At 67.1% G+C, this 4,486-nt stretch carries 2 protein-coding genes and 1 pseudogene; all 3 read right to left on the bottom strand.

The window, feature by feature from the left end:
* Positions 1–1,494, bottom strand: a pseudogene (locus tag A9X05_RS17080) (DNA-directed RNA polymerase subunit beta); the annotation flags it as partial.
* A gap of 397 nt (positions 1,495–1,891) precedes the next feature.
* A complete protein-coding gene (locus tag A9X05_RS17075) occupies positions 1,892–2,902 on the bottom strand; it encodes an ABC transporter ATP-binding protein (RefSeq protein WP_067312439.1) in 1,011 nt (336 codons plus the stop codon).
* A gap of 169 nt (positions 2,903–3,071) precedes the next feature.
* Positions 3,072–4,486: carotenoid oxygenase family protein (locus A9X05_RS17070; RefSeq protein WP_197499101.1), on the bottom strand; the 1,415-nt coding region annotated here is incomplete at its 5' end.

The raw sequence follows: 4,486 nt of genomic DNA, 5'->3' as shown, positions 1-4,486 counted from the left end.
CCGCGCGTACACCGACAGCGAGCCGATCAGGCCGATGTTCGGACCCTCCGGGGTCTCGATCGGGCACATCCGGCCGTAGTGCGACGGGTGCACGTCACGAACCTCCAGCCCGGCCCGCTCACGGGACAGACCGCCGGGGCCCAGCGCCGACAGGCGGCGCTTGTGGGTCAGACCCGACAGCGGGTTGTTCTGGTCCATGAACTGGGAGAGCTGGCTGGTGCCGAAGAACTCCTTGATCGCGGCGACGACCGGCCGGATGTTGATCAGCGTCTGCGGCGTGATCGCCTCGACGTCCTGCGTGGTCATCCGCTCGCGGACGACGCGCTCCATCCGGGACATGCCGACCCGGATCTGGTTCTGGATCAACTCGCCGACCGTGCGCAGCCGCCGGTTGCCGAAGTGGTCGATGTCGTCGGTCTCCACCGGCACCTCGATGCCGCCCGGGACGGTCATCGTGGCCTGGCCCTCGTGCAGGCGGACCAGGTATTCGATGGTCGCGACGACGTCTTCCTCGGTCAGCGTGGACGACGTGATCGGCTCGCCGGCGTGCAGGCCGAGCTTCTTGTTGACCTTGTAGCGGCCGACGCGGGCCAGGTCGTAGCGCTTCTCCTTGAAGAACAGGTTCTCCAGCAGGGTCTGCGCGGACTCCTTGGTCGGCGGCTCGCCCGGGCGCAGCTTGCGGTAGATGTCCAGCAGCGCCTCGTCGGTGCCCGCGGTGTTGTCCTTCTCCAGCGTGCCCATCATGATCTCGGAGAAGCCGAACCGCTCGTGGATCTGCTCGTTGGTCCAGCCCAGCGCCTTGAGCAGCACGGTGACGGGCTGGCGGCGCTTGCGGTCGATGCGCACGCCGACGGTGTCGCGCTTGTCGACGTCGAACTCCAGCCACGCGCCGCGGCTGGGGATCACCTTGACGCTGTGCAGCAGCTTCTCGGTGGACTTGTCGATGGTCTCGTCGAAGTACACGCCGGGCGAGCGAACGAGCTGGCTGACGACCACGCGCTCGGTCCCGTTGATGATGAAGGTGCCCTTCTCGGTCATCATCGGGAAGTCGCCCATGAACACCGTCTGGCTCTTGATCTCGCCGGTGTTGTTGTTGATGAACTCGGCCGTGACGAACAGCGGGGCCGCGTACGTCATGTCCTTGTCTTTGCACTCGTCGACCGGCGCCTTGACCTCGTCGAAACGGGGATCGGAGAACGACAGCGACATCGAGCCGGAGAAGTCCTCGATCGGCGAGAGCTCGTAGAGCACCTCTTCGAGGCCGCCGACCGGGCTGGGCTCGCCACGATCGGTGGCGGCCTCGCGCCAGCGCGGTGAGCCGATCAACCACTCGAAGGAGTCGATCTGCACGTCGAGCAGGCCGGGAACCTCGAGCGGTTCGCGGAGCTTGGCGAAGGAAACTCGGTTGGGCGCTCCGGGGACGGAGCCGTTTAGGGAACTTCCATTAGAGGAACTTTGTGGGCGATCCGTTTTGCTCTGGCGAGAATCAGCCAAGATGCATCCTTCCAGCACCTCGTGCGACTCACGAAGACCGGAACCACCGGTTGCGTTCGCCGCGAATTGTGTCGGTTAGGCCGGCGAACGAACTGTCCGGATCTCACGCGCACGGTGAAAGAACTAAGCCGCTTGCAGGGGGCTCAGGCTTAGACCACGGTGTCAGGTGGCGGGTGAGGTGGGCAGGAGGTAGCCAGCGCAACGTCCAACAATAGCGTAGGGCGGCGCATTCCTCAACTGTCCAGCACAGGACATCCAGGGACATCGGCGCTGGCTGGCATCTCGACTCTCCGCTGGATACATGCTGCCCAACAGACTGGCCCGTTTACGGCCCGTCGTCAAGAGGGCGGGCCGGGGGAGTTACGCGAAGTTATCGCGAAACCTCGGGCCGGACGAGCTAGTCGCCGACCTCGTGCGCGCGGTACTTGTGGGTGCCCTCCATGTCGTCGATGATCGCGGCTTGCGCCTTCTGCGGCAGGGTGTGCAGGATCTCGCGCACCCGCGCCTGGCGCCGGCCGACGGCCTTGCGCTCGGGCATCCCGGGGGACGCGACGATCTGCGGCGGCACGCCCTCGATCTCCTCCACACCGCCGGCGTGCTGGCCGGCCTCGAGGGCGGCCTGCTCTTCGGCCATCGTCGCCTCGTCCTTTTCCTCGGACATGCCGATCGGGCCGATGCGGCGGCCGTTGAGGAACTGCCGCACGACCGGCTCGTCGCTGGTCAGCAGCACCTCGCGGGGGCCGAACATGACCAGCTTGCGCCGGAAGAGCATGCCCATGTTGTCCGGCACGGTGCGGGCGATGTTGATGTTGTGCGTGACGATGAGGACGGTGGCGTCGATCTGGGCGTTGATGTCAAGGATCAGCTGGCTCAGGTAGGCGGTGCGGACCGGGTCCAGACCGGAGTCGGGCTCGTCGCAGAGGATGATCTGCGGGTCCATCACCAGGGCGCGGGCCAGGCTGGCGCGCTTGCGCATACCGCCGGAGATTTCGCCGGGGAACTTCTTCTCGTCGCCGCCGAGACCCACCATCTGCAGCTTCTCCATGACGATGTCACGGATCTCGCTTTCCTTCTTCTTGGTGTGCTCGCGCAGCGGGAAGGCGGCGTTGTCGAACAGGTTCATCGAACCGAACAGGGCACCGTCCTGGAACATGACGCCGAACAGCGTGCGGATCTCGTAGAGCTCCTTGGCCGAGCACTGCAGGATGTCGGTGCCGTCGATGACCACCGAGCCGCGCTCGGGACGCAGCAGGCCGATCAGGGACTTCAGGAACACCGATTTGCCGGTACCGGACGGCCCCAGCAGCACGCTGACCTCCCCGGCGGGGATCTCCAGGGTCACGTCTTCCCAAATTCTCGACGATCCGAAGGACTTGGTGAGGCCGTTCACCTCAATAGCGACACCCATGGGAGATCCTTCCGTCGACGCTCATGCCCGCCACCTGCCCTTTTATGTGGCATGAGTCACTGTAGCGCACGCTTGCTGCACGGCATCAGGGTTGCAAGGCACAGCCGGGAAAAATTGGCTGACCTGAGATCCGGCCGTCGCCGGCGGCCGCCATCCTATTCGACGCGCGTTAGCCAGTGGGCGCCCAATTGCCGTGAAAGCCCATCGGCACCCGCTGTGGCAAATGCACGGTGGCCACGGACTCGAGCGTCTGCGCGTCGAGCAACACCAGCTGGCCCTCGTCGCGGCCCCGGTGGTAGCCGTAGCCCATCAGAACGCCGTCGTCCTCGACTCGTCCCTTCTGGGAGCCGGGGTTGGGCACAAAGGACATCTCGCCGAGCAAAAGGTCGGGATCGAGCGCGGCGACCTCGCGGGCGCCGGTCTGGTAGTCGTGCTTGTACAGCGCGGCGGCGCCGCCGGCGAAGTAAGCCCCGACGGTGTAGCCGAAGCGGTGCGGGCCGCCCAGCATGTCCTCGTTGATCCGCGGAAATTCCTGCGGCTGATCGTCGCGGCATTCGGTGGCCACCGCGCCGGTCGCCAGGTTGATCGTCCACCGGTCCAGCGTCGGCGGGGTCTCGCCGGGCCCGTGCCGGTCGCGGTCGAACATCCGCGCGTATCGCACCACGTCGAGCACCAAAACCTCTGCGCCGTCCCGCATCTCGGAGTAGGCGTTGAGGGGGTGGTAGACGTAGCAGGGCTCGATCTCGAACCAGCGGACGTCCGCGTTGCCGCCCTCGCGCGGCATGACCCCGATGCGCGCCGGGTAGCCGGGGTTCCAGGCGTACGGCATGCGGTCGGAGTGCTTCGGGTTCCGGTTCATCAGGGCGTTGATCGGGCTCGGCACCCGCACGCGCCCGATCAGCGACTGCATCGCCAGCCGGGCCGGCAGGCCGAGCCAGCGGGGCATGGTCTGCGGCAGCGCCTGCACCGGGTCGAAGGTCACCGGCAGGTCGTAGATGACGACGTACTTCTCGGTCAGTGAGAAGTCGTGCATCATCGGCGACCCGGACACCTCGATGTCGACCGTGCGGCGGGCGCGGCCCCGGGTGTCGATCACCGAATACTGCACGGTGCGTCCGCGGGCGAAAGAGTAAGAGACGGCGTGCAATTCGCCGGTGCGCGGGTCGCGGTGCGGATGGGCGGTGTAGCCGCCCGCCAGCGTGCCGTCGAAGTCGCAGGTGCCGACCGTGTCCAGCGCGTCGGTCAGCTCGTAGTTGGCCACCCCGCCCTCGACCAGCGCCAGGGTGCGCCCGGCGTGGGTCAAGACATTGGTGTTGGCGCCGAGCGAGAGCATGCCCGCCCGCGGGTCGAGCCGGCCCGGCGTCGCCTCGCCCAGGGCCGCGCACACCGACAGGCTGCGCACCCAGCGGTTGCGGTACCAGCGGGCACTGCCCCCGCTCAGCGCGACGCCGTGCACCATCCCGTCGCCGCTGAACCAGTGGTAGGTGGCCGGGTCGACCTCCTCGGCGGGGTTGGGACCGTTGCGCAGGTAGCGGCCGTCGAGGTGTTCGGGGATGCGTCCGGTGACCGGCAGGTCGGTCGCGG

It is taken from the genome of Mycobacterium sp. E3298, from assembly GCF_001666895.1.
GTDB lineage: Bacteria > Actinomycetota > Actinomycetes > Mycobacteriales > Mycobacteriaceae > Mycobacterium.
The sequence above is the reverse complement of the archived record's forward strand: the minus strand, read 5'-3'. Positions and strand labels throughout refer to the sequence as shown.